The organism is Catellatospora sp. NPDC049133 (assembly GCF_040648455.1).
Lineage (GTDB): Bacteria > Actinomycetota > Actinomycetes > Mycobacteriales > Micromonosporaceae > Catellatospora > Catellatospora aurea.
Map to the genome: position 1 here is coordinate 1 of NZ_JBEZDT010000014.1, position 22,522 is coordinate 22,522.

Sequence of the window (22,522 nt, forward strand, 5' to 3'; positions counted from 1 at the left end):
TCGACGACGCCGACGCGCTGGACCGGCCGTCGCTGGACGCCATCGCCTTCACCGCCCGCCGGGTGGGCGCGCACCGCGTCACGCTGCTGCTGACCCAAGGTTCTGACCGCAGACAGCGATCTTCTGGCTCGGCCGGAGCCCGCACGGGACACGCCACGCGGGGAGGGGATACCGGTTTGGAAGAGCCGAGACGGGTGCGGTAAGGTTCGTTGTCGCACGGGGCTATAGCTCAGTCGGTTAGAGCGCAGAGCTGATAACTCTGAGGTCGCTGGTTCGATTCCAGCTAGCCCCACTCCCGAGCGTAAGGTGCTCATCATGTGGAAGAAGTTGCTGATCGTCGCCGGAGTCGGCGTGGCGGTCGCACTGGTCGCCAAGAAGCTCAAGGCGGCCAGCGACGAGCGGGAACTGTGGCACGAGGCCACCACCGCACCCGACCTCCGCTGAGTCAGACGGGCCGAGCCCGTCCCTCGGGGCCTTAGCTCAATTGGCAGAGCACCGCCTTTGCAAGGCGGGGGTTAGGAGTTCGATTCTCCTAGGCTCCACTCACTGCCCAAGCTGGTCACCGCCGTCCATCGGCGAGTGGCCAGTTTTGTTTTGTGGGTCCGGAGGCATACGCGGACGTTCTCTGTCGGTTGGTGATGCCACACTCCCGCCCATGCATCAGATCGTCATCGCTGCGTTGGTTCGCGAAGGCCAAGTCCTGCTCGTCCGCCGAAGCCCGAACCGCCCTGTCTACCCGGACGTGTGGGATCTGCCCGGCGGACACATCGACGCAGGTGAGACAGAGACGGCCGCGCTCGCCAGGGAGATGCACGAGGAGCTTGGCGTGCAGATAACAACAGGCTCGGCGGTCCAGCTGTGTCGGCTGGAGATAGGCCGCGGAGAGGGATCCGTGCGCTTCAGCGCCTGGATTGTCGACGAGTGGGAGGGGACACCGACAAACGCCGCTCCCGATGAGCATGACGAGATCCGTTGGTTCCGGCCGGAGGAGTTGCCTCCGCTCATCCACGAACCCGTACGCATGGCGCTGGTGGAGGCGATGCGGGGTCACAAGCCCAGTGCGACCGGGGCGGAGGGTACGCCGGACGTGAGCAGGTCGGTCAGCGGTGTGGCGAGGTCACGGGGCGAGAACAAGTCGGGTCCGGCGTAATTGGTGATCTCGGAGAGTCGCCACCAGCGAAAGCCCGCGAGGAGCTCATCAGCGGCAAGTTCGTCGTCGGTGAACTCGCCGTGTGGCTCAAAATGGGCGGTGCGGACGAGGAAGTAGTCGTTGACCATGCCGTCGAAGCCGGGCACATAATCTGTGGCAACGATTACCTGATGCCAGACGTGCGGCGGATCGACGGTGGTGACCAGGCCGGTCTCCTCTCGCAGCTCGCGGCGCAGCGCGGACAGGCCGTCCTCGTCCGGTTCTATGCCGCCGCCTGGAGCAGCCCAGACCGCCTGCGCTCCGTTCGGGACCGCTGGGTGGGGGGAAACAAATCGGCATAGCAGGACGCGATCATCTTCGTCGAGGATGATCGCGCGGGCGGAGTTGCGAAAGGTCAGCGACACGGCGGACTCCTGATCCTGTGCGGGCGGCACCGCAATGATCGACGTGAGCCACAGGGTAATGCGTCACGAGCCGCGACGCCGACCGTGAGTCGCAACGGCTCGGGCCGCTCAGGCAGACGTGTTGATCTGGCGCATGAGCCGCGTGCGGGCCGCCCGGGACGCGATTCTCCTCGGTGCCACCAGCGAAAACCAGGCTGTACGGAAGCTGTGGTAAAGCCGGCGGCGCGGTCGCAGCTTCAACGGCACTGGTTCGAGGTCGGATCAGGGGTGGGCGATGCGGTACACGACGTGGTCGAAGACCGGGCCTTCCGGGTCCGGCTGGTGGTCGAAGTCGAGTTCAGCGGCGTGGCTCATGCCGATGCGCCGCATCACCGCCTGAGACCGGAGATTCGGCGCCACCGTGATCGCAAGGACTGCCGGCAGCCCGAGGTCGGTGAAGGCATGGTCGAGCACCGCTCTCGCGGCCTCAGAGGCGTACCCGTGGCCCCATGCGGAGCGGGCCAGCCGCCAGCCGATCTCGACGCCGGGGAAAGGCATGCTCGGCGCCACCGGGTCGATGCCGACCAGGCCGATCAGCTCCCGCGTGGCGGTCAGTTCGAGGGCCCAGTATCCGAACCCGTTACGGCGCAGCCCGTCCTGGTAGCGCGCGATGGACGCGGCGGACTCGGCCTCGTCCCAGACCGGACCGAGATGCTCCCGGACCTGCTCGTCGGCATTGATGGCCGCCCAGGGAGCCAGGTCCGAGTCGCGCCAGGCGCGCACTACCAGCCGCTCGGTACTGATCCTCGTCACATGCCCAGGTTAAGCGTCGGCCCTGGACACCGCATATGAGTGCGACGCTCGACTGCTGCTCGGCTCGGCGATCCACTCGGGTGCCAGGCGTAGGAAGGGCAGCGGCCGGAACGGACGGCCCGTACCGTGCCGACTGTGCGCGAGTTTCCGATTCACCTTTCCGGTCTGCCGGGCCTGGGCGTTGTTCTCGTGATCGGGTCCGTACTGCCGCGTGTCGAACCCGCGACCAGGGGCGGCTCCGGGCGACCCGTCATGCGTGACCGCTGATGGGAACCTGGGGACCTCATCCGTTCGAGAACGATCACGCTTGGGATCTTTTCGCCGAGCTTGCCGAGCTGAGCGACGGCGAGAAGGCCGGACGCCTCCAAGAGATCTTCGAGGATGTGATCGACAATCCGGCGGACAAGGCGTCCTGGCCGGTGGACGCGATGGTGGGTGCCACGCTGATCGCGCTGGCGCTGCCGGGCGGCACCGCCGTGGAGGAGTACCTCACCGAAGACGACGACGAAGACGACTGGAGACCGGCGATGCTGCCAGAGCCTTCGCCCGAACTGATCTTCTCGGCGGCGCGCGCCCTTCGGATCGTCACGGCACCCGGAGGCTGGTGGCAGTCGAGCTGGTTCGAGGATGAGGACCGGATCGCCGCGCTGGGCCATGTGCAGGTGATCGCGGATGTGCTGCAATCGGGGTTCGGAACGCCGCTGACCGACGGAGGGGCCCTGTGACGGACTTCGGCGACGGCCGCGACGAGCACGGCCAGATCTTCTCGCAGCCGCAGGTCGCTGAGAGGCTGCTGCTCGTCGACATCGTCGAGGCCGGGGACTGGCGTGTCGTACTCCCGCATGCCGTTGCGATCAGGTCAGGCGAGACCTATTGGATCGTCTGGTCGAGCCTGTTCATCCGAAGCCAGAACGGCGAGGTCAGAGTCATCGAAGGCGTGGACAGTCACTGGATCTGCCGCTGACGGGGGTGGCGCGAGCACGCTCGGCTTGCTCGATCAGGTGGAGTAGTCGCCGTCCCACGGCTCGCTGAAGCGGATACCGGGTACGAGTTCCGCGTAGCGAGCTTCGCGATCGGCGACGAGTCCCACCGTGAACCCGGCAACGGTCGTGGAGAAGGGCTGGACGGAGATGACGCCCTCCCGGCGGTCGGGAGCGTGTCGATCAGCGCAGCCAGTTCGGCATCGGCGGCTTCATAGGCTGCTGCTGCGTCGGCACCGAGTCGGCCCCGTGGCACGGGGCGCGCGCTGGTGGCCAGGTGGACACCAGCAGCGTCGAAGGTATGCAGGATGGCCAGCCAGTAGCCGGGGTTCGTCGGGTCCCTCGGATCTTGGGGCTCCTACGCGGGACCTCCCGACTTCGGGCTGGTCGGCCTGGCTGAACTGCCCTCCGACTGGGGCGACGACCGGCCGGCGCGGGACCTGAGCCGCCCCTTCCCGCTCACGTCGGCGTGGCTGTGGGAGGACGACGAGCGGCCCGACGAGGAACTCGGCCCGCTGCTGGAGCCGGTGTTCAACCACGGTTCGGTCGTACTCGGCACGGAAGGCTGCGGCGAGTACTGGCACCTGGTCGTCAGCGGGCCGCATCGAGGGCACATCTGGTCCATCAGCGGCGAGGGTGCGATGCCTTTCGGTGCGGAGTTCGGTTTCACCACGGGTGAGCCCGGATTCGCCGGTTGGGTCAAGCACTGGGCCGCCGGCAGGGAGTGGTTCGACGCCGCGTGACGCGGCCACCGTGCGAGGCGGCGGCAGCAGCCATTTCCCGGTACCGAACCTCACGGCGAGTCGGAGCCGGGCCTGTTGTTCGGGTCAGGCGTACGTGTCGAAGAGGGCGTTGCGGAAGACGGGAAGGGGATCGATCCGGGATTTGGCGGCCATCGCGGCATCCCAGCCCGGGTAGGCGCGGCGCACCTGCTCGCGCGTGGCGTGCAGCCGGTACGGCAGGTAGAAGGTCCCGTTCACCTCCAGCGCCGCGTCGATCAGCTCCCGGGTCAGCGCCCGCATCCGGCCGTCGGCCTCCGCGGTGCGTTCCTGCCGGAAGTTCATGACCAGCCCGAACACGTCCTCGCGGGCGTACGCGAGCACGCTGCGGGTGTCCCGCCGCACGTCGCGGACGGTCACGTTCAGCAGTTCCTGTCCCGAGCGCTGGATGATCTCCCTGGCGGCGGTGATGAACTTGGCCAGCGTCGTATGCGGCACGAAGTACTCGTGGAGGATGTCGGACGTCTGCTCGGAGTGGTCGGCGAACACGGCCGCGGGCTGGTTCTGGATGCTGTTGCGGCTGAGCGGCCCGGCCAGCCACGGCGCGGCCTCGCGTTCCAGGGTCCAGCGCAGCATCTTGCCCAGGTTGCTGCCGGCGGAGTTGCGGAACACGGCCCGCTGCAGCGATGCGGCATCCGGTTCGGCCAGCGGCAGCACGGTGCCGACGGTGTCCGGCTCGGGCGTGAACCGGACGATGAGCGCCTCTTCCAGGAAATTGCGCGGATCGACGGACAGCCGCCCGTACGCCATCTCGGCGGTCGAGTCCGGGGCGAGCACGAGCCGGCTGAACTCCTCGACGTAGTCCAGCGCGGGCATGCTGTCGAAGTGCGGGACGTAACGCGCGTTGGGCCATACCTCCAGATCGGCTTCGAGGATCACCCCGAACATCCCGTAGCCGCCCAGCACCAGCCCGAACAGTTCGGCGTTCTCGCCCGGCCCGCAGTTGACGACCTCACCGGAGGCGGTGAGCAGGCGCAGCCCGCGTACCGTGCTCGCGATGGGCGGGTGCCCGGTGTGCCAGCCGTGGCAGTTGACGCTGAGCGAGCCGCCGACGGAGAAGTCGTGGTTCGACTGCATGACCTTGGGCGAGAACCCGGCGGCGTTGAGCACCGGGATCAGGTCGCGCCAGGTGGTGCCCGCGCCGACCCGGACGACCCGGGCCGCGCTGTCCAGGGAGATCCGGTTCATCGGCCGGGTGTCGAGTACCCAGCCGCCGGCCAGCATGCTCTGCCCGCCCATCGAGTGGCGTACCCCCGCGACGGCCAGGGCCGGATCGTCCCCGGCGGCGATACGGCGCAGCAGCGGGCCGACCACCCGTGCCGTTTCGTCCGGGGCCGGAGCCGCGAACAGGACGCCGCGCACTGCGGTCGGGTTGATCCGACTGGCGTCGTCGAGCAGGGCGCCCGGCAGCGGCCCCGGCGGGATCACGCCCTGCGCGGCCCAGTCGCTCACGGCGAGGGTGGCGGCGCTGCCCAGGGCCAGTGCCCCGGCCGCGGTGGCACCGTGGGTGAGCACCTGCCGCCGCGTCGGACGCCACCGTGCCATGCCGCCACCTCCGGGTATGGGGGACCGGACTCTTTCTACCGCCGGAATCCGTCGTGCACAGGCGGGCGAACGGCCAGGAACCTGTGTCGCCATGCGCCGGAATAGGCCGTGAACTGCGCACACATAAAACGCGGAAAATGAGGTTGCCTCGCCGCCGCGGCGGCCAATACGGTATGCCAACACCAAGAACGACACCGCGAGAAAACGGACCGGAGACAGACATGAGCAGCTTCTCGAACGCAGTGCAGCGGCTGACGCCGTGCGTTCAGTGCGCCATGCCCGCCGCCGCCCGACGCGGTGAGGGTTATGGCTGGGAACTCGTCCCCGGACGAGGCGGATGGCGCTGCTGACGCGCCATGACAAGCGGCTGACGCCGCCCGCCTCCGAATTCGGAAGCGGGCGGCGTTTTTCGTTGTCCGGCACCTGTGAGCAGCTAAGACCGCATGAAGCCCCGGCCCCGGCCGGTGGTGTCGCACCTTGAGAACTCCACAGTGGATGGCGTAAGAGAAAGCGCGTCGCATTTCGCGGCGCAGCGGTCGATTCGGCTATGGGTAGGCCTCCGCGCTCTCGACGCGGGAAAGCGGGTTCGAGTCCCGCATCGACTACGCAATGAAAGAAGCTCGCGGTTGTCGCACAACGGCAGTGCGCTGCCTCGCCATGGCAGAGATCCGGGTTCGACTCCCGGCTACCGCTCCGTATCCATCACAGCATTCCAGGAGGTGACCCGATGAACGCAGTACTCGTCCTCAACGCCGATCTCGGCCCGCTCCACCGGGTCAGCCTGCGTCACGCCCTGCGCATGCTGTGGCGGCAGGTCGCGGTGGTGCACGAGGCTGAGCCCGACCAAGCCATCGGCGTGTGGCCGATTCCCAAGGTGGTGCGACTGGTCAGCTACGTGGTGACCCGGTGGCGTTACCACGGTGGGCCGACCTGGTCGCGGCGCGGCGTGCTCGCCCGTGACCAGCACCGGTGCGCCTACTGCGGCGGTCCGGCGTACACCATCGACCATGTCATGCCCAGCTCCCGGGGCGGACGCAACACCTGGCTCAACACGGTGGCCGCCTGTGGCGGCTGCAATCAGCGCAAGGGTGACCGCACGCCCGCCGAGGCGCGGATGCCGCTGCGGTTCAACCCGTCGGCACCCTCGTGGACGGTGCTGGCCAGGCGCTGACCCGAGCCGCGGGGACCACGGGGTCCCGCGGCTCCCGGCTGCGGGATGGGGGTCCCGCAGCCTCCTTCGCGAGTCGTCCAACGGCAGGACACCTGATTCTGGATCAGGGAATCGAGGTTCGAATCCTTGCTCGCGAGCGTTGCACACGGGCCTATAGCTCATCTGGTAGAGCGCCGCTCCTGCAAAGCGGAGGCGGCCGGTTCGACTCCGGCTGGGTCCACGGTTCCACCCGCCCTGATGGCGCAACTGGACAGCGCACCGGTCTACGAAGCCGGGGGTTGCAGGTTCGAATCCTGCTCAGGGCACGCAGTGACGAACGGGATGTGGCGCAGCTCGGTAGCGCGCTGCACTGGGGGTGCAGAGGTCGTCGGTTCGAGTCCGGCCATCCCGACCAGCAAGTCCACGGCGCGGTGGACGAACGGAAGAGTCACCCGCCTTTCAAGCGGGAGTGTTGCGGGTTCGAATCCCGTCCGCGCTGCTCGAAGGCAACACCACGCGGATGCGCCGACGATGGAGAGTCGGGCCCGGCTGTAACCCGGGTGCCTTGTGCTCAGGGAGTTCGAGTCTCCCCATCCGCACGTTTCTCGGCTTCGTGACGTCCCGGGTGGGGCGCTCCGTCTGCAAAACGGATGATCTCGGGTTCGACTCCCGGCGAGGCCTCTCGCGACGCCATCCGCTGTGGGTTCCTTCCGCTCGGTTATGGTGCCCGAATGATCACGAAAGTCGACGTGGCCGACGCGGCCGCCCGCATCGCCGGGCGCTTCCGGCGTACGCCGCTGGCCTCGATCGAGCCGGGCGGGCTGTTCGGCACGACCTGGCTCAAGTGCGAGTACATGCAGCACACCGGCAGTTTCAAGGCGCGTGGTGCGCTCAACCGGGTGCTCGCGGCACAGCAGGCCGGCGAGCTCGACCCGGTGGCGGGCGTCGTCGCCGCGTCGGGCGGCAACGCGGGGCTGGCGGTGGCGTACGCGGCCCGTGCGTGCGGGGTGCCCGCGACGGTCTTCGTGCCGGCGACCGCTCCCGCGTTCAAAGTCGACAAGCTGCGCGGCCTCGGTGCACGGGTGGAGCAGCACGGCACCGAGTACGCGATGGCGTACGAGGCGGCCGTGAAGCATGCCGCGGACGCGGGCGCGGTGTACTGCCACGCGTACGACCAGGTGGAGATGGCCGCCGGGGCCGGGACGATCGGGCTGGAGCTGCTGGCCGACATCCCGGGCGGGTTCGACACCGTGCTCGTCGCGGTGGGCGGCGGCGGCCTGATGGCGGGGATCGCCACCGCTGTGGCGGGCCAGGCCAGGGTGGTCGCCGTCGAACCCGAACGCGCGCCGAGCCTGCACGCCGCGCTCGCGGCGGGGCAGCCGGTGGACGTGGCGGTGTCCGGGGTCGCGGCCGACTCGCTGGGCGCCCGCCGGGTCGGCGACATCGCGTACGCGGTCGCGGTCCGCGAGGGTGTGCACAGCGTGCTGGTCGGTGACGACGACATCGTGGCCGCCCGCCGGGCGCTGTGGGCCGACCGGCGCATCGTGCTCGAACACGGGGCCGCCGCCGCGCTCGCCGCCCTGAGCGGCGGCGCCTACCGCCCCGCCCCCGACGAACGCGTCGTCGTCATAGCCTGTGGCGCCAACACCGACCCCACCGACCTCTGACCCCGCCCACCTCGCGCAACTCTTAGAAAGTCGCGGCCTCAAGACCTCCATGAGGCCGCGACTTTTCAAGAGTCGCGGCAGGAGGGCCGGGCCGGGCCGGGCGTCGGGGAGGGGTCAGAAGACCTGGGTGAAGTATTCGCGGCTGAGGATGCGGAAGTAGATCCAGGACGGGAGCTTGTCGTAGCCGGGCTGGACGGCCTGCAGGACGGTGACCTGGCTGACGTGGGCGTCGAGGGCGGCGCGCTTCTCGCTCGCCACGCTGTCGATGGTCATCGCGACCGTCGGCGCGGGCAGGCCCTGCGCGGGGTCGGTCGGGTACATGTCGCGGAAGGTGGGGGACAGGTCCTTCGCCACCGAGATCATCGACTCGGGCAGGGTGGCCTGGTAGAAGTGCTTGACCGGGAAGTCCGGGGCATGCCGCCGGGTGTTCAGCACCGTCTTGACCCACACCCCGACCTGGGCGTGATCCGGGTGGCCGTAGAAGCCGACCCGGTCGTCGAAGCTGATGACGACGCTGGGCCGGTACTCGTCGATCAGGTTCGAGATGGTCTTCTGGGCCTCGGTGGCGTCGGCCGCGGGCAGGCCGCTGTCGCGGAAGTCGAACAGCTCGACGTTGTCGGCCCCGAGCACCTTGCCGGCGTTGTCCGCCTCGACCGTACGCCGCTGCGCGAGGTCGGACAGGGAGGCCTTGGGCACGTTCGCGGCCTCGCCCCGGGTGAGGTAGGCGATGGTGATCTCGGCATCGGCCTCCTCGCTCATCCGGCGCAGCGAGCCCGCGACGGTGATCTCGTCGTCGGGGTGCGCGAAGATCGCCAGCAGCCGCTTGGGGGCGCTTTCCGGGAAAAGGCTGTCGGTCAGCGGCACCGAGGTGTCGTTGACGTACCGGTTGAGGCCGAAGACCGTGACGACCGGCAGAACCAGCAGGCATGCCAGCACCGACAGGAGGATCTTGTTTCGCCGGGTGACGCGCATGTGCTGTTCCGTTCCGAGGGGGTGGGCGGAACCCGCCGCTCCCGGCGCGGCGAGCCGCCACGCCCGGACCAGGCCTGCTCCGGTCGGACCACCTTAATGGGTGTTCAGACTTCCTCGTCAGCGGGCGGGGCCGCGATAACGGAGGAACGCGGGCACGGCCAGGGCGAGGATTGTCATCGCGACGATCACGAGCACGCCGCCCCCGGCCACCGCCGCGCTCGCCCCGGCCACTGGCACCGCGACGCCGTGCAGCAGGTCGGCCAGGCGCGGGCCGCCCGCCACCACGACGGTGTGCACGCCCTGCATCCGGCCGCGCATCTCGTCGGTCGCCGCGGCCTGCAGGATCGCCCCGCGGAACACCATGGAGACCATGTCGGCGACGCCGGCGATGCCCAGGAACACCACGGCCAGCCACAGTGAGCTGCTCATCCCGAAGCCCGCGATCGCCGCACCCCAGGCGCAGACCGCGATGACCAGCATCAGCCCGTGCCGGCGTACGTGCGAGAACGTGCCGGAGAGCAGGCCGCCGAGCAGGGCGCCGATCGGGATCGCGGCGTAGAGCAGGCCCAGCGCGAAGTTCTCGTCCACGCCGGGGAACGCGGTGTCGGCCAGCTGCGGGAACAGCGCGCGAGGCATGCCGAAGACCATGGCGATGACGTCCGCGGCCATGGAGACCATGAGCAGCCGGTGGGTCGCCAGGTAGCGGAAGCCGTCCAGGATGTCGGCCAGCCCGGCCCGGCGGGCGACGCCCGACAGCGGGGGCAGCGACGGCAGCCGCCAGACGGCGTACAGCGCGGCGCACAGCGCGATGGCGTCGAACAGGTACAGCAGGGGCAGGCCGAGCAGCGGGATCAGCGCGCCGGCCAGCATCGGGCCGACGATCTGGCCGCCCTGCATCACGGTCGAGTTCAGTGCTCCGGCCGCGGGCAGTTCCGCGGCGGGCACCAGCCGGGCGACCGAGGCGGTGCGGGCCGGCATGTTCATGCCGAACAGCGCCTGCTGCACCGCGACCAGCACCAGCAGCAGCGGGATGGACCGCACGTCCAGCGCCGCCTGCAGCCAGAAGACCACGCACAGCAGGGCGATGCCCGAGTTGGTGAACAGCAGCATCCGGCGGCGGTCGACGGTGTCGGCGATCGCGCCGCCCCACAGCGCGAAGACGATCAGCGGGGCGAGCCCCGAGATGCTGGCGATGCCGACCCAGACCGAGGAGCCGGTCATGTCGTAGATCTGCTTGGGCACCGCGACCGCGGTCAGCTGGCTGCCGAGGGCGGTGACGATGGTCGAGGTCCAGAGCCGGCGGTACGGCCGGTGCCGCAGCGGCCGGGTGTCCATGAAGAACCGGCGACGCTGCGCGGGAACGGCCGTGCCCGGTTCGGCCTGCTTCTCGGCTACCTCGCTCACGCGCAGAACCTTAGCCGAGCAAACGATCTGCGGGCCAGGGCTGGTGACCGATGCAACGGGCCGGCGAAGAATATCGAGGCGGCGGCGGCAACCTTCCGCGCGGAGCACGCATCTTGCAGGTCGTCACTACGGCAGGAACACCTCGCCTGCCGCCACTCCTCAGTCAACGGGGGCATACGTGGTCGACTCGCCATCAGCGGAGTTCGACAGCTTCGTCCGACACCGCTCGCCGGCGCTGCTGCGCGCCGCCTACCTGCTCACCGGGGACCAGCATCTGGCCGAAGACCTGGTGCAGTCCGCGCTCGCCCGCACCCACCGGTCCTGGCGGCGGCTGCACGACAGCGGCAACGCCGAGGCGTACACCCGCAAGGTCATGTATCACCTGCAGGTCGCCTGGTGGCGCCGCGGCAAGGTCGCCGAGGTGCTGCCCGGGGAGCTGCCCGAACGCGGGCGCGGCGGGGATCACTCCGGTGCGTCGGCGCTCAAGCTCAGCCTGCGCGCCGCACTGCTGAAGCTGTCCGACAAGCAGCGGGCGGTACTGGTGCTCCGCTTCTTCGAGGACCGGACGGAGGCCGAGGCCGCTGAGGTGCTCGGCGTGTCCGTCGGCACCGTGAAGTCCCAGACCGCCAAGGCGCTCGCTCGGCTGCGTGTGATCGCCCCCGAACTGTCCGACCTGCACGTCGCGAACGGAGCTGCCCGATGAACGCCCCGATGGACAACCTGCGGTCCGGCCTGGCGGACCTTGCCGACGACGTGAACCCGGTGGACCTGCGCGACCGCGCGCTGCGGACCTCGCGCCGGATCGGTGTGCGGCGTACGGCGCTGACCTCGGCGCTGTCATTGGTCCTGCTCGGCAGCGTCGGCGTCACCGCGGTGGCGATGACCGGCGGCGGCGGGGAGGTAGTCGAACCCGGCGTGACGGCCACGACGACCGTGGCTCCGCAGTCGCCCTCGCCGGTGCGCGCGACGGTGACCGGCGACTACTACTTCATGCGGCAGAGCGGCAACACGAAACTGGAACTGACCGTGCTGCGGGAGAGCTACCCCTGCGGCACCCCGGAACCGGGGGTCTGCCAGCCGGCCACCCGGACCGAGCAGCTGCGGACGATCACCCACCCGGTCGACGACGCCTGCCCGTGGCAGTCGGTCACCGTGTCGCCCGACGGCCGCCAGGTCGCCTGGGTGGTCGGTGCCGACGGCCTGAGCGGCGGCGGTGACCTGATGATCGCCGACACCCGGGGCGGCACGCCGCAGAAGCGGGGAAGCCGGGTGCTGTGCCTCGGCACCGGGAACGTGGTGTGGTCGCCCGACTCCACCCGGCTGTACGTCGGCAAGTTCGACAATGCGGGCACGGTCGGCACGGTCGACGCGACCAGCGGGAAGTTCAGCCCGATGGAACGCGAGGCGTGGAAGGAAGCGCAGACCCTGGCAACCGGGCCGTTCCGGGGTGTGCTCCTGGACGGTCGGCTGACCGTCACCAAGGCGGACGGCACCGCTCCGCGGTCCGTGCCGTACGTGACCGAGCACGGCCTCGACGCGGTCGTGCTGGGGGTGTCCCACGACGGCCGGTATGCGGCGGTGAGCACGGAGGCCGGTGACCCGAGTCGGCGACTGTACGTCGCCGACGTCATCGACCTGACCACGGGTCGGCCGGTCGGGTTCGGGGTCGGCAAGGTCTCGGCGGTGTGGTTCCAGCCGGACGGTTCGCTGGTCGTGCGGGTGAACGGCGATCCGGGCAAGGTGTACCGCCTGGACACGGACCTTCGGATCGTCGCCGAGTTCACGGTCGACAAGGCCGGGAACCGGACGCTGTTCCAGGCGGCCTTCGGCTGAGCCCGCAGGGCCGGCAGGGCGGTGCGGGACCTCGGTCCGGCACCGCCTTTCTGCATGTTCGGCCGGTGTCTCGGGCAGGTCCGGCCACCGTAGGCTCCGCGGCCATGGGCATCCTGGGACGGATCGAGAACTGGCGGGCGAAGTTCTTCGTGTGGATCGGCCTGCCGGTCATCGCGGCGATCGGCCTGCTCTACGGCACCCAAGATCTGGTGCCGGCCTGGCAGGCGCACTCCGGCGGCGGCACTCCCGGCCTATTCACCGCGATGCGCGAGGACTGCGGCAAGTACAGCTGCTCCTTCTACGGCGAGTGGGAGACTGCTGACGGCCGCACCCGCAAGGACGTCATCCTGTACGACGAGCCGGACTCGATGCGCGTCGGCAAGACCGTCGACGCGCTCGACACCGGTGCCCGCAAGGGCGTCTTCGCCACCGCGGGCGGTTCCACGTACCTGCTGATCATGGGGTTCACGCTCGCGGGGATCGCGGCGGCGATCGGCTGGGTCTTCGTGGTGGTCCGCGCCCTGCGCCGGCGGCAGGCGAAGGCACGGGCGAAAGAGGACGACAAGGCGCTCTTCCGGATCGGCAATTGACGATCTTGTTTCACGTGAAACATCGACAAAACGGATGAAAAAAGGCCCCCGTGATCGGGGGCCTTTTCGTGTCGTGCCGCAGGTCAGATCGTGCAGGAGTCGTCGTCGCACACCGCGCCGCGCGGCGTCGGCAGGACGGTCAGCGGCGAGCCGCCCTCGCGGCGGCGTACCTCGTCGAGCACCTCGCGCAGGGCGGACGGGTCCTGCGCGCCGCTGATGCCGTACTTGCCCGCGAAGACGAACATCGGCACGCCGGTGATGTTGAGTTCGCGGCCCATGGCCAGCTCGCCCCGCACCTCGGCGACACCCTCGGTCGAGTCGAGCAGGGTGCGCATCTCCTGCTCGTCGTGGCCGAGTCCGGCCGCGACCGCCGCCAGCACGGCGCGGTCGCCGATGTCGAGGCCGTCGGTGAAGTGGGCCCGGTGCAGCGCCTCGACCATCGGCCGCTGCTCGCCGTGCTGACCCGCCCACCAGATCAGCCGGTGGGCGTCGAAGGTGTTCGCGTTGATCGCGCGGTCGAAGTCCATGGTGAGACCCTCACCCTTGCCGACCTCGGTGACCTGGGTGAACATCCGCCGGACGTTGGCCTCGCCGCCGTAGCGGCGGCCCAGCCACTCCACCAGCGGCCCGGACTCGGCCGACGGGTCGAGCTGGAAGGCGCGCCAGGTCAGCGTCACCGGCTCGGCGAAGCCGTCGAGCGCCTTCAGCAGGCGCTGCTCGCCGATCCAGCACCAGGGGCACACGACGTCGGAGTAGATCTCGATCTGCACGTTCCCATCAAACACGGCGGCGAGGGGTTCTGTTCCCCACGCCGCACGCGGGTGTGCGCAAGGGCACTACCCGCCGGTAGGCCGGGCGGTGGCAAGATGTCGCGGTGAGTTGGAGCAGGTATGTGGCGCTGGGGGACAGCTTCACCGAGGGCATGGACGACCCGTACGCCGACGGGGTGTTCCGGGGCTGGGCGGATCTGGTCGCCGGGCGGCTCGGCCAGGTGACCCCCGGGTTCGGTTATGCCAACCTCGCCATTCGCGGGCGGCTGTTCGACGGCATCGTCGGCGAGCAGCTCGAACCGGCGCTGGCCATGAAGCCCGACCTGATCAGCTTCGCGGCCGGCGCGAACGACGTGCTGCGCCGCAAGTGCGACCCGCCGACCCTGATGGCGCGGTTCGACGCGACCGTGGCCCGGCTCCGTGACACCGGCGCGGACGTGCTGCTGTTCCGGTTCGCCGACGTGATGTCGCGGCTGCCCGGCAACAACCTGGTCGCGCCGCGCATCCGGTACCTCAACCAGGCCGTCGGCGAGGTCGCCGACCGCAACGGCGCGCGCCTGGTCGACCTGTGGAACGACCACGAGTACGCCAACCCGGCGCTGTGGAGCATCGACCGGCTGCACCTGTCGGCGGCCGGGCACCGGCGCACCGCCGCCCACGTGCTCGCGGCGCTCGGCGTGCCGACCGACCCGACCTGGTGGGACGTGCCGCCCCGGCCGACGGTGAAGTCCTGGCCGGCGGCCCGCGCCGACGACCTGGCCTGGGCCGGCCGCTACCTCGCCCCGTGGATCAAGCGCCGTCTCACCGGCCGCTCCTCCGGCGACACCGTCACCGCGAAACGCCCCGAGCTCGGTCCGATCGATCCCACCGCCTGACCACGCGGGTCAGGGACGGGTCACGGGGCGATGTTCAGGTGGTCGAGGACGCTCTCGGCCAGGGCGACGTCGCCGGTGAGCCAGACCTGCTGCCGGTCCCGGGTGCTGCGTCCCGTCGCGAGCAGGGTGTACGCCTCCCAGCTCAGCGTGGCGTGGGCGGTGGACCGATGGCTGTCGCTGGGCACCACCGAGGCGCGACCGTGCTCGTCGACGTACACCGTGAAGTCCTGCGGCAGCTCGCCCAGGGTGGTGAAGCGCACCGCGGCACCGGGCGGCGCACCGGCCTTCTTGACCACGATCCGCGGTAGCGCCTGCAGGACCAGGTCCCGGGCGTTCTGCGCGCCGGGGGAGCCGAGGTTGCCGGGCCGGCGCAGGGCTCGGCGCACGTCCTGCTCGTGCACCCACAGGTCGAACGCACGTGCCGACAACTGCACCGCGAACGGAACGGCCGTGTTCGCCCACACCCACCAGCCGGGCGCGTCCGCCGCCCGCAGCTCGTCGGTGAGCTGACGCTCGCGCACCGGCAGCAGCTCGTGCAGGGCCGCGAGCACCTCGCCGCGGGTCGTGCCGCGCCACTGCTCGACCCCTGAGTCGATCAGCTGCTGCGGCGGACCCTCCGGGGCGGCCCCGCCGTCGGCCATCCACTGCTCGAGGCTCACCACGTGGGCGTACACGTCGGCCACGGACCACCCCGGACAGTCGGTCGGGGCGACCCACTGCTCGTCGGTGAGCTGGTCACCGATCTTGGCCAGGGCGTGCAGGCTGTGGCGGCAGGCCGCGGCGGCGCGGTCGTGTGCGGACATGGCCGCAGCCTTCCGTGTCCACCCCCTCGATGCAAGCCTCCTGGGACGGCACGATGTCGGGCACGGATGGGGTGCAACCGGCATCGGAGATCGCGCGTGTTGGTGCCATCCACCGGATCCGACCGGTGACATCGGGGAGGAAGGACCGTGTGACCGCCATGGCCACGCAACACGGGGAGGTCTGGGTCGCGGACTCGGCGGCATCCGCCGTGTCACGCGACTTCGACGAGTTCTACGCGGCGAGTTTCACGCCGCTCAGCCTGCAGCTGTACGCCTACCTCGGTGATCTCGGCGAGGCGCAGGACCTGGTACAGGAGGCGCTCTGCCGGGCGTACGCCCGCTGGAGCCGGATCAGCAAGTACGACGAGCCGGTCGCCTGGGTGCGCCGGGTCGCCTGGAACCTGGCGACGAGCAACTTCCGCCGCAAGCGGACGGCGCTGAACTTCCTGCGCCGCCAGCGCGAGGAGCACACCGCGGGGCCCGACCCGGACCGGGTCGCGCTCACCCGGGCGCTCGCGGCGATCCCGGCCCAGCAGCGGCGGGCGGTCGTCCTGCACTACATGGCGCAGTTGCCGGTCGCGGAGATCGCCGCGCAGGAGGGCGTCGCCGAGGGCACCGTCAAGTCGTGGCTCAGCCGCGGCCGCGCCGCCCTGGCCGCCCAGCTCAAGAAGGAGAACTGAGATGACCGACTTCGACGACGACCTGATCACGGACGCCTTCGCGGGCTTCGCCGCCGCCGCCGCGCCCTCGGTACGCGCCACTGGTGCGGGCGCGGTGCGGCACACCGTCAAGCGCCGCCGGGCCCGTACGACAGCAGCGCTGAGCGTGCTCGGGGTGCTGCTGCTGGCCGCGCCGGCGCTGGCGTACGCATCCCTGGACCGGGGCAGCCAGGGCCCGCCGGACCCCATGGCGTCGACGCAGGTCGCGGTGTCGCCGAGCGGTGCGTCGTCCCCCTCCGCGACGCCTTCGCCCTCGGCGACCCCGTCGCCCGCGAACTCTGCCGCGAAACTCGTGCTCGGGCCGCGCGGCTACGGCGATCTGCTGCTCGGGCAGAGCCCCGCCGAGGCCGTCGCGACAGGCCTGGTGGTCCGGAACGGGACGATCGACGACGGTATGACGTGCGACAGTTCTGCCGTCCTCAAGGGAACACCGACGCCCGAGGACGACCGCGACATCGACGGGACGCTGTTCTTCTCCCAGCGGCTCGGCCTCGCGGCGATCTACGCCATGCCGGGTGTCGAGACCCCCGAAGGGCTGCGCCTCGGCATGACCTACGACGAGCTGATCGCGATCTACCCGAGTTGGGAATCGGTCGTGGAACCGGATCGCCCGCTCGGGCGTGGTTACGTGGACGTGCCCGGCAACCCCGCGGCCAGGTACCGGATCGAGATGGGCAACACGTCGGTGATCCAGATCAGCCTGCAGCTGCGCAATCAGGACTGCTACGAGTGACCGGGGCCTGCTGAAGGTCGGCGGGCGGCTCCCCCCTGGGGAGTCGCCCGTTCGTCTGTGTCGCGCGCGCGTCGCCGCGTCCGGGTACGGTGTCCGACGTGGAGCACTCGTTCCAGGGCGGTTCACGGGACGCGATCGACCTGCCGGGCCTGCGGCTTGCCGCCGTGCGGGCCGTGCCGTCGTGTCCGCAAGTGGTCGCGGTTCGCCGCCACCCTTTGCCCCCGCCCAGCGCGTCTCTACCTGAGCCGGACCCAGGGAGCCGGGTGTGAGCACCGACGAGGAGAACCCCGCTCCATGACCAACCCCAACCCCGACCGGATCCGCGCGCTCATCGAGCAGTGCTGGGACGCCCCCCGAGGTGCGGGTCAGGTGGCGCTGGCCGAGGAGGCGATCGCCCAGGCAGACGCGCTCGGTGACGAGCAGCTGCGGTTCCACGCCCGGATGGCGGCCACGGAGGCGTACCAGCGCGCCGGCCGGCCGGCCGAGGGGTTCGTGACGTTCTCCTGGTGCCTGGCCCGCTTCGACTCGTATCCGGAGCGGTACGGGGACCAGGAGTACCTGCTCCTCTGGCACTACAAGTACGTGATCAACTCGGCGACCCGGTTCCCTGACGTGCCGCTCGCCCGGACCCATGCGGTGCTCGACGACATGCAGCGCCGCTATGCGGAGGGCGGGCACAGCCCGCAGGCCGTGTACAAGCACCGCTGGCTGCTGGCGTTCCATCTCGGTGACCGTGCCGCCGCCGACCTGCACTACGAGCAGTGGCTGGCGGCTCCGCGCGACGGCAACTCGGACTGCGTCGGATGCGACCCGACCGACCAGGTGCGGCACCTGACCGAGCGCGGCCGTGACGCCGAGGCCATCGAGCTCACCGAGCCGGTGCTGGCCGGACGGCTGACCTGTGCCGAGCAACCGCAGGAGATCCTCACCGCGCTGCTGCTGCCGTATCTGCGTACCGGTCGGCTCGACGAGGCGCGCAAGGCGCACCATCAGGCATACCGCGCGATCCGGGGGGACCGCGGCAAGCTCGGCACGATCGCCGAGCACGTGTACTTCCTCGCGGTGAGCGGCAACGCCGTACGCGGCCTGGAACTGGTCGAGCGGCACCTGCCGTGGCTGGCCGAGGCGCCCTCCCCGATGGTCGAGCTGGAGTTCGCCGCCGCGGCCGCGCTGGTGCTGCGGCAGTTGGCCGCCGCCGGGCAGGGGGCGCAGCCGGTGCACGGCACGGAGCAGAGCATCGCGGAACTGGCCGAGCACCTCGCGGAGCGGGCCGGCGTGCTGGCGAAGCGCTTCGACGCCCGCAACGGCACGCTCGCCCAGAGTGCCCGGGTGGTCGCGCTGCTGGCGGCCGAGCCGCTGGTGGAGCGGCTGCCGTTGAGCCTGACCGCACGAGTGGGCGCGGCGGCGCGGCATGCGACTCCGGCCCCGCCGCCGGTCGTGGCGGTCCTGCTGGACGTGCCCGCGGGTGCCGGCCTCGATCTGCTGCTCGATCTGATCGAGGAGGCGCTGCGGTGTGACGACGAGCCGCGTTCCGAGGCGTTGTGGCAGCTCATCGAGCCGTTCACCAGTACGTCCGGGCTGACCGCGCTGCAGCAGGGGCGGCTTGCCGACCTGCGCGGCATGCGGCTGCACGGCGAGACGGCCGAGCATACCGAGCACGCCTGGACCGAGGCGTTGGAGCGTTACACCGCGGCCGGCGACGAGGTGCGCTGCCAGCGGATCCGGGGGCGGCTGGGGCTGCACCGCAGCCGGCACGGCCAGCCGGAGGAAGGGCTGGCGCAGGTCCGCGCCTCCTCGGACTACCTGCTGGCGCACGGCGGACCGAAGGACCAGGCCGGGGCGCTGCGGCGGCTCGCGGTCGCGCTGCTCCACGCCCAGCAGCCGGGGGAGGCGCTGCGCGAGCTGGACCGTATCGCCGGAGTCGGCGAACCCGACCCGGGGGCGCGGGTGCGGCTGCAGGTCATGCTGCTGCGGGCGCAGGCGCTGGGCGCGGACGGCCGGGTGCAGGAGTCCGTGGACGCGGCCCGGCACCTGATCGAGCAGGCCGTCGCCGAGGATCAGGACGAGATGACCGGGCTGGGCGAGTTCTTCCTCGGCCAGGGCCTGAGCATGCTCGACGACAACGCGGGCGCGGCGGCGGCCTTCGACCGGGCGCTGGCGAGGGTGCTGCCCGAGCCGCTGGAGCGCGAGGTCCGCGAGCGGCGGGCCGTCCTGCTGGCGGGCACGCCGCGGGCCCGGGAGGCGGTCGACGACCTGGCCGCCATGGTGGTCAGGCTCACGAGTGAACCCGAGGTGGGGGAGGAGCACGGCGACGACGCCGAGCACGCCCGCTTCCACCTGTCCGTGGCCCTGTTCAACACCGGCCGGGTCGAGGAGGCCGCCGAGGTCGCCGAGGAGGCGGTGCACGGCGCGGACCGGGCCGGCAACCAGAACCTCGCCGATCAGGTGCGTCACCTGCTGGCCGCGATCCACCAGCGGCTGGGGGAGACCGACCAGGCGCTTTCCTACCTCGATCAGCTCGCGGCGAACCTGGACGGGTTCGACAACGCCGCGGGGCGGGCGCGGGTCCTGGAGCAGGCCGGTGAGCTGCTGTTCGACCTCGATCGCGACGCGCTCGCGGCGACCCGGCTCGGTTCGGCCGCCGCCGCGTACCGGTTGGCGCGGCTGCCGCTGGACGAGATGCGCGCCCGGCGCCGGCAGGCCGTGGCGGCGATGTACGCCGACGACCCGGACCGGGCCCGCCAGGCGGTGGAGTTGGCCGACGCCGCGGCGGCGGAGCTGCCACCGGGGCTGGCCAAGGAGCCGGAAGCGCAGTACGAGCTGGCCTGGCTGGCTCTGGACGGGGCGCGGGCCGTGGCCGGCGCGGGTGACCCGGAGGCGGCGCTGACCCGGGTGCGCGGCGCGGCCGAGCGGTTCCGCGGGCTGGAGGCGTTCGGGGAGGCGTTCCTGGCCGACCTGACCATGGGCGAGGTGCTGCTGACGCTGGGCCGGGCGGAGGAGGCCGAGCGGCTGCTGCGGGAGGTGCTCAACGGCCTGCCCCGCGACTCGGCGACGCTGCCGCGGGCGGCGTACGCCCTCGCGCACGCGTTGATGCAGTGCGGCCGGGGCGAGGAAGCTCGCGAATTGGCGGGCGAATATGGGTTCGAACTGGACTAAACGGACGTTAAGCTGCGGCTTGACCGGCGAGTAGCATGTCTCGGGTGACGGCAGTGGAGCAGCAGGTAGACACCCCCCCAGCGAAGCCGGCGCGCAGGTCGCGACGTGAGGAGATCCTCGAGATCGCCGTCGGCCTGTTCGCCGCGCGCGGCTATCACGGCGTGTCCATGGACGACATCGGCACCGCGGCCGGTGTCACCGGGCCCGCCCTCTACCACCACTTCGCCGGCAAGGAGGCGATGCTTGTCGCCGCGCTGATGCCGGTGAGCGAGGGCCTGCTGGCGGGCGGCCGCGGACAGGTCTCCGCGCACCCCGGCGACCCGCGCGCCGCGGTCGAGGCCCTGGTCGACTTCCACGTCGAGTTCGCGCTGGCCAACCCCGCCGTGATCGCCCTGCACCTGCACGAACTGGACCGCCTGCCCGAGGAGCCCCGCCGGGAGATCCGCCGCCTGCAGCGCCAGTACGTCGAGGAGTGGGTCCAGGTGCTCACCTCGGTGCGCAGCGACGTCACCGGCGGCGAGGCCCGCGTCCTCGCCCACGCCGCCTTCGGCCTGATGAACTCCACCCCGTTCCTCGGCGGCGAGGTCGAGCGTCAGCGCCGCGCCACCCTCCTCCGCGCCGCCGCCCTGGCTGCCCTGCTGGGCTGACCCGTCCCATCCCGTTTCGCAGTTTCCGGGAAACTGCGCCTTCGGCGTGCCCGGAAGCCGCAGTTTCCCCGAAACTGCTGGTCCGTGTGGTTCGGCGGCCCCGGTGGGTGCACTGAACTTAACGTGCGTTTAGGCTCAGGTGTGGTTGGCTGAGCGTAGGAGGGACGCGGGCATGATCGAGTCGTTGCTGGTCGCGAACCGGGGAGAGATCGCCCGGCGCATCATCCGCACCGCCAGGGGCCTGGGGATCCGGACCATCGCGGTGTACTCCGAGGCCGACGCCGAGCTGCCGTTCGTGCGTGAGGCCGACGAGGCGGTGTGCGTCGGACCGGCCAACCCGGCCGAGTCGTACCGCAACGCCGAGGCGATCCTCGCCGCCGCGAAGCAGACCGGCGCGCAGGCGATCCACCCCGGCTACGGCTTCCTCTCCGAGAACGCCGACTTCGCCCGTACCGTCGCCGCCAGTGGACTGATCTGGGTCGGGCCCGGCGCCGAGGCGATCACCGCGATGGGCGACAAGATCAATGCTCGTAACCTGATGGCCGCCGCGGGCGTGCCGGTCGCCCCCGGCACCGCCGACCCGGCCGCGACCGTCGAAGCCGCGCTGGCCGCCGCCGAGGAGATCGGCTACCCCGTCATGGTCAAGGCGGCGGCCGGCGGCGGCGGCATGGGCATGGCCGTCGCGAACGACGCCGCCCAGCTCACCGCGCAGTACGAGCAGGTGCGCGGCTTCGCCGAGCGCATGTTCGGCGACGGCTCCGTGCTGCTGGAGCGCTACTTCCCCCGGGTGCGCCACGTCGAGGTGCAGATCCTCGGCCTGGCCGACGGCACCGTGCTCGCCCTGGGCGAGCGCGAGTGCTCGGTGCAGCGGCGCAACCAGAAGCTGGTCGAGGAGTCGCCGTCCCCGGCGCTCACTCCCGCGCAGCGCGAGAAGCTGCTGGCCGCCGCGGTCCGCGCGGGCGAGGCCGTCGGCTACCGCAACGCCGGCACCGTCGAGTGCCTGTTCGACCCGGCCACCGGCGACTTCTTCTTCCTGGAGATGAACACCCGGCTGCAGGTCGAGCACCCGGTGACCGAGCTGGTCTTCGGCATCGACCTGGTCGAGGCGCAGTTGCGCGTCGCCGCCGGCCTACCGGTGCAGTTCGAGCCGTCCACGCTGGCCTCCCAGGGCCACGCCATCGAGCTGCGGATCAACGCCGAGGACCCGAAGCGCTTCCTGCCCGGCCCCGGTGCGATCAAGACCTGGGTCGAGCCGCACGGCGAGGGCGTACGGGTGGACTCCGGCTACGCGGAGGGCAATGTGGTCACGCCGAGCTACGACTCGCTGATGGCCAAGGTCATCGTGTACGGGGCCGACCGCGCCGAGGCCATCGCGCGGGCCAAGGCGGCGGTCGACGCGTTCGAGCTGATCGGCCCGAAGAACAACCTGCCGTTCTTCGCCGAACTGATGGACAACGCCGAGTTCGTCTCGGGCGACTACGACACCGGCCTGGTCTCGCGGATGCGCTGAGCAGACATGACAAAGGGGGCCCAGCGACCGCCGGGCCCCCTTT

The 22,522-nt window shown here is 70.9% G+C and carries 24 protein-coding genes and 11 tRNA genes; 28 read left to right on the forward strand and 7 right to left on the reverse strand.

Going from position 1 to position 22,522, the window contains the following annotated elements:
• From AB0B35_RS17510 to AB0B35_RS17530, 5 genes are all read left to right on the forward strand, one after another.
• Positions 1–203, forward strand: a 203-nt coding sequence (locus AB0B35_RS17510) for a hypothetical protein (RefSeq protein ID WP_361046328.1), incomplete at its 5' end; no start/stop codon positions are given.
• 15 nt (positions 204–218) lie between these two features.
• Positions 219–292, forward strand: a tRNA-Ile gene (locus AB0B35_RS17515).
• Positions 293–315: 23 nt separating this feature from the next.
• Positions 316–444, forward strand: a complete 129-nt coding sequence (locus AB0B35_RS17520) for a DLW-39 family protein (RefSeq protein WP_239167697.1) — start codon at positions 316–318, stop codon at positions 442–444.
• A gap of 25 nt (positions 445–469) precedes the next feature.
• Positions 470–542: transfer RNA gene (locus AB0B35_RS17525), tRNA-Ala, on the forward strand.
• 113 nt (positions 543–655) lie between these two features.
• Complete coding sequence (locus AB0B35_RS17530; RefSeq protein ID WP_361046330.1) at positions 656–1,150, forward strand: NUDIX domain-containing protein; 495 nt, start codon at positions 656–658, stop codon at positions 1,148–1,150.
• On the opposite strand, the gene AB0B35_RS17535 is transcribed toward AB0B35_RS17530, so the two are convergent.
• Together AB0B35_RS17535 and AB0B35_RS17540 are read right to left on the reverse strand one after the other, a co-directional pair.
• The gene (locus AB0B35_RS17535; protein ID WP_361046333.1) at positions 1,048–1,554 is read right to left on the reverse strand and encodes an NUDIX domain-containing protein; all 507 of its coding nucleotides are present in this window, start codon (positions 1,552–1,554) and stop codon (positions 1,048–1,050) included. The two genes, AB0B35_RS17530 and AB0B35_RS17535, sit on opposite strands and share 103 nt — an antisense overlap.
• Positions 1,555–1,815: 261 nt before the next feature.
• Positions 1,816–2,346: a GNAT family N-acetyltransferase gene (locus tag AB0B35_RS17540; protein WP_361046336.1), complete on the reverse strand. Its 531-nt coding sequence runs from the start codon at positions 2,344–2,346 to the stop codon at positions 1,816–1,818.
• Between the two features lie 266 nt (positions 2,347–2,612).
• Here AB0B35_RS17540 and AB0B35_RS17545 point away from each other — a divergent pair, with 266 nt between their 5' ends.
• The 3 genes from AB0B35_RS17545 (at position 2,613) to AB0B35_RS17555 (ending at position 4,069) form a co-directional block, all read left to right on the forward strand.
• Positions 2,613–3,071, forward strand: coding sequence for a DUF4259 domain-containing protein (locus tag AB0B35_RS17545; protein WP_361046339.1), 459 nt, complete (start codon positions 2,613–2,615; stop codon positions 3,069–3,071).
• Positions 3,068–3,310, forward strand: a complete 243-nt coding sequence (locus AB0B35_RS17550) for a hypothetical protein (protein ID WP_361046341.1) — start codon at positions 3,068–3,070, stop codon at positions 3,308–3,310. The genes AB0B35_RS17545 and AB0B35_RS17550 overlap by 4 nt, the downstream gene beginning before the upstream one ends.
• 543 nt (positions 3,311–3,853) lie before the next feature.
• Positions 3,854–4,069 (forward strand): hypothetical protein, encoded by a 216-nt coding sequence (locus AB0B35_RS17555; RefSeq protein ID WP_361046343.1) that lies wholly within the window; start codon positions 3,854–3,856, stop codon positions 4,067–4,069.
• A gap of 84 nt (positions 4,070–4,153) precedes the next feature.
• Here AB0B35_RS17555 and AB0B35_RS17560 read toward each other — a convergent pair whose 3' ends face one another.
• Positions 4,154–5,650: an FAD-binding oxidoreductase gene (locus AB0B35_RS17560; protein ID WP_361046346.1), complete on the reverse strand. Its 1,497-nt coding sequence runs from the start codon at positions 5,648–5,650 to the stop codon at positions 4,154–4,156.
• Between the two features lie 534 nt (positions 5,651–6,184).
• Here AB0B35_RS17560 and AB0B35_RS17565 point away from each other — a divergent pair.
• The 11 genes from AB0B35_RS17565 to AB0B35_RS17615 all read left to right on the forward strand — a co-directional run bounded on the left by AB0B35_RS17565 (position 6,185) and on the right by AB0B35_RS17615 (position 8,467).
• A tRNA-Glu gene (locus AB0B35_RS17565) sits at positions 6,185–6,255 on the forward strand.
• Positions 6,256–6,272: 17 nt separating this feature from the next.
• Positions 6,273–6,343: transfer RNA gene (locus tag AB0B35_RS17570), tRNA-Gly, on the forward strand.
• A 34-nt stretch (positions 6,344–6,377) separates the two neighbouring features.
• Positions 6,378–6,821 carry an HNH endonuclease gene (locus AB0B35_RS17575; RefSeq protein WP_360523480.1) on the forward strand — a complete coding sequence of 148 codons (444 nt, stop codon included), beginning with the start codon at positions 6,378–6,380 and terminating at the stop codon, positions 6,819–6,821.
• Between the two features lie 66 nt (positions 6,822–6,887).
• Positions 6,888–6,958: transfer RNA gene (locus AB0B35_RS17580), tRNA-Gln, on the forward strand.
• Between the two features lie 10 nt (positions 6,959–6,968).
• Positions 6,969–7,041: transfer RNA gene (locus AB0B35_RS17585), tRNA-Ala, on the forward strand.
• 11 nt (positions 7,042–7,052) lie between these two features.
• Positions 7,053–7,126, forward strand: a tRNA-Arg gene (locus AB0B35_RS17590).
• Positions 7,127–7,138: 12 nt separating this feature from the next.
• Positions 7,139–7,215 (forward strand) — tRNA-Pro (locus tag AB0B35_RS17595).
• A gap of 10 nt (positions 7,216–7,225) precedes the next feature.
• Positions 7,226–7,299, forward strand: a tRNA-Glu gene (locus tag AB0B35_RS17600).
• A 17-nt stretch (positions 7,300–7,316) separates the two neighbouring features.
• Positions 7,317–7,399 (forward strand) — tRNA-Tyr (locus AB0B35_RS17605).
• An 8-nt stretch (positions 7,400–7,407) separates the two neighbouring features.
• Positions 7,408–7,481 (forward strand) — tRNA-Cys (locus tag AB0B35_RS17610).
• Positions 7,482–7,531: 50 nt separating this feature from the next.
• Positions 7,532–8,467, forward strand: coding sequence for a threonine/serine dehydratase (locus tag AB0B35_RS17615; RefSeq protein WP_361046349.1), 936 nt, complete (start codon positions 7,532–7,534; stop codon positions 8,465–8,467).
• Positions 8,468–8,581: 114 nt separating this feature from the next.
• Here the strand turns inward: AB0B35_RS17615 and AB0B35_RS17620 are convergent, their stop codons facing one another.
• On the reverse strand, positions 8,582–9,439 hold the full coding sequence (locus tag AB0B35_RS17620) for a PIG-L family deacetylase (protein WP_361046351.1): 858 nt from the start codon (positions 9,437–9,439) through the stop codon (positions 8,582–8,584).
• Positions 9,440–9,556: 117 nt separating this feature from the next.
• Entirely contained in the window at positions 9,557–10,843 is a 1,287-nt protein-coding gene (locus AB0B35_RS17625; protein ID WP_361046354.1) for an MFS transporter, read from the reverse strand.
• Positions 10,844–11,021: 178 nt separating this feature from the next.
• On the opposite strand from AB0B35_RS17625, the gene AB0B35_RS17630 reads away from it, so the two are divergent.
• The 3 genes from AB0B35_RS17630 (at position 11,022) to AB0B35_RS17640 (ending at position 13,266) form a co-directional block, all read left to right on the forward strand.
• Entirely contained in the window at positions 11,022–11,546 is a 525-nt protein-coding gene (locus AB0B35_RS17630; protein ID WP_361046357.1) for a SigE family RNA polymerase sigma factor, read from the forward strand.
• On the forward strand, positions 11,543–12,676 hold the full coding sequence (locus AB0B35_RS17635) for a hypothetical protein (protein WP_361046360.1): 1,134 nt from the start codon (positions 11,543–11,545) through the stop codon (positions 12,674–12,676). Before AB0B35_RS17630 ends, AB0B35_RS17635 begins: the two co-directional genes overlap by 4 nt.
• A 104-nt stretch (positions 12,677–12,780) precedes the next feature.
• On the forward strand, positions 12,781–13,266 hold the full coding sequence (locus AB0B35_RS17640) for a hypothetical protein (protein WP_361046363.1): 486 nt from the start codon (positions 12,781–12,783) through the stop codon (positions 13,264–13,266).
• Positions 13,267–13,349: 83 nt separating this feature from the next.
• On the opposite strand, the gene AB0B35_RS17645 is transcribed toward AB0B35_RS17640, so the two are convergent.
• On the reverse strand, positions 13,350–14,036 hold the full coding sequence (locus AB0B35_RS17645) for a DsbA family oxidoreductase (protein ID WP_361046366.1): 687 nt from the start codon (positions 14,034–14,036) through the stop codon (positions 13,350–13,352).
• Between the two features lie 104 nt (positions 14,037–14,140).
• Between AB0B35_RS17645 and AB0B35_RS17650 the strand changes: the two genes are divergently transcribed.
• Positions 14,141–14,911: an SGNH/GDSL hydrolase family protein gene (locus AB0B35_RS17650; RefSeq protein ID WP_361046368.1), complete on the forward strand. Its 771-nt coding sequence runs from the start codon at positions 14,141–14,143 to the stop codon at positions 14,909–14,911.
• Positions 14,912–14,931: 20 nt separating this feature from the next.
• Here AB0B35_RS17650 and AB0B35_RS17655 read toward each other — a convergent pair whose 3' ends face one another.
• On the reverse strand, positions 14,932–15,714 hold the full coding sequence (locus AB0B35_RS17655; RefSeq protein WP_361046371.1) for a maleylpyruvate isomerase family mycothiol-dependent enzyme: 783 nt from the start codon (positions 15,712–15,714) through the stop codon (positions 14,932–14,934).
• Positions 15,715–15,872: 158 nt separating this feature from the next.
• On the opposite strand from AB0B35_RS17655, the gene AB0B35_RS17660 reads away from it, so the two are divergent.
• The 5 genes from AB0B35_RS17660 (at position 15,873) to AB0B35_RS17680 (ending at position 22,479) form a co-directional block, all read left to right on the forward strand.
• Positions 15,873–16,394, forward strand: coding sequence for a SigE family RNA polymerase sigma factor (locus AB0B35_RS17660; RefSeq protein WP_361046374.1), 522 nt, complete (start codon positions 15,873–15,875; stop codon positions 16,392–16,394).
• 1 nt (position 16,395) lies between these two features.
• The gene (locus tag AB0B35_RS17665; protein ID WP_361046377.1) at positions 16,396–17,166 is read left to right on the forward strand and encodes a hypothetical protein; all 771 of its coding nucleotides are present in this window, start codon (positions 16,396–16,398) and stop codon (positions 17,164–17,166) included.
• Positions 17,167–17,460: 294 nt separating this feature from the next.
• Entirely contained in the window at positions 17,461–20,322 is a 2,862-nt protein-coding gene (locus AB0B35_RS17670) for a hypothetical protein (RefSeq protein ID WP_361046380.1), read from the forward strand.
• 53 nt (positions 20,323–20,375) lie between these two features.
• Positions 20,376–20,969: a TetR/AcrR family transcriptional regulator gene (locus AB0B35_RS17675; protein WP_239167297.1), complete on the forward strand. Its 594-nt coding sequence runs from the start codon at positions 20,376–20,378 to the stop codon at positions 20,967–20,969.
• 172 nt (positions 20,970–21,141) lie between these two features.
• The gene (locus AB0B35_RS17680) at positions 21,142–22,479 is read left to right on the forward strand and encodes a biotin carboxylase N-terminal domain-containing protein (protein ID WP_361046383.1); all 1,338 of its coding nucleotides are present in this window, start codon (positions 21,142–21,144) and stop codon (positions 22,477–22,479) included.
• The last annotated feature ends 43 nt before the right edge of the window (positions 22,480–22,522 follow it).